Origin of the sequence: Aquitalea sp. ASV15 (assembly GCF_016429115.1) — a bacterium.
Lineage (GTDB): Bacteria > Pseudomonadota > Gammaproteobacteria > Burkholderiales > Chromobacteriaceae > Aquitalea > Aquitalea magnusonii.
In genome coordinates this window covers 1-1,244 of record NZ_JAELTZ010000117.1, presented here as the reverse complement: position 1 = coordinate 1,244, position 1,244 = coordinate 1, and the positions used below count along the sequence as shown (strand labels likewise).

Genomic DNA, 1,244 nt, shown 5'->3' with positions numbered 1-1,244 from the left:
TGCCCACCCATTTGTATGACTTCAACCCGCACATCTACACCGTCATCAGCGCTGAGTTTGAGTTTCTGGGTAAGTCAGCGGTATTTGCCGGCGAGGTGTGCTGCGCCACGCTGCCCCGTACCTGGCGTCCCGGTCTGATGGCCACCGTGCGCTGGGTGGAGGATCCCAATTCTGATGTGGAGATGCCCGAAATTAAACTGATGGACAAAGATTACGCTAAATACCGAGCAGCGATGGACAGGTATAAGAGTGCATACCAGCACTACAGCGCGCAGGTGGAGATTCCGCCGTACAAGGATACCTATGGCATCAATCTGGCCTTCCTACCCTGCCATCAGGTGCGACTGGTGATCGATAGCAAACAAGTATTTCCGATGCTTGCCCAATGGGAAGCTGAAGCCAAAAAAATGGAGGGTCAGTCATGTCCGAAACCCCAATAAACCTGGAACACGCCCAGCTGGCCGCACCCTGGGATGATCAGCTGGATGCCTTCCCCAGTGATGCGCAGGAGCTGCGCGACATGCGCTATCTGCAGCAACTGGAAATGCAGGAGGTGTGCCTGGCCGCGCGTGCTCAGCGCCGCCCGCCCCCGTGTGGGCTGGTGACCAATGTGTCGCTATTCTTCGATGGCACCAACAACCATATGGAAACCGACCTGCCAAATAATAGCCATTCCAATATTGCCCGCTTGTTTCAGGCCTCCATCCAGGGAAAGAAGGCTGGTAGGGATGGCTATTTCTCCTACTATCTGCAAGGGGTGGGCACCCAGTTCAAGGAAATCCATGAAATGAGCTTCTCCGCTGCCGGGTTGAAATACGCCAGCGGTGGGCAGATGCGTATTTTATGGGGGCTGACCCGGCTGATTGATGCGCTGCGCCGTAGTAAAAGCCCGGACCCGGATCTGCCGGAAATCCTGACCTCGGAGGAAGCCTATCGCATTGCCTGCGACATGGTGAATGGCGAGCTCAACCAGTGGGACACCAAGCGACAGGGGCCGATACCGCCCAGCCAGCGCCGCCGCCAGGCCATGCGCAATGGCATGGCCTCCATCATCCAGCATCTGGACGTGCAGCAAGCGCCCAAGCTGGCTGGTTTGCGGGTGCATGTGTATGGCTTTTCCCGTGGTGCGGCCGAGGCGCGCGCCTTCTTGCATTGGCTGCTGGAGCTGTGCGAGCACGGCGAAGATGGCAAGTACCGGCTGTTTGGCGTGCCGGTCAAGGTGCCGTTTGTCGGCCTGTTCGATA

At 57.8% G+C, this 1,244-nt stretch carries 2 protein-coding genes; both read left to right on the top strand.

Annotated features, from left to right (window positions below; translation table 11 throughout):
* Nucleotides 1-440, top strand: a 440-nt coding sequence (locus JHD64_RS21060) for a DUF3304 domain-containing protein (RefSeq protein WP_199055552.1), incomplete at its 5' end; no start/stop codon positions are given.
* Nucleotides 422-1,244, top strand: an 823-nt coding sequence (locus JHD64_RS21055) for a phospholipase effector Tle1 domain-containing protein (protein WP_199055550.1), incomplete at its 3' end; no start/stop codon positions are given. The genes JHD64_RS21060 and JHD64_RS21055, both read left to right, overlap by 19 nt.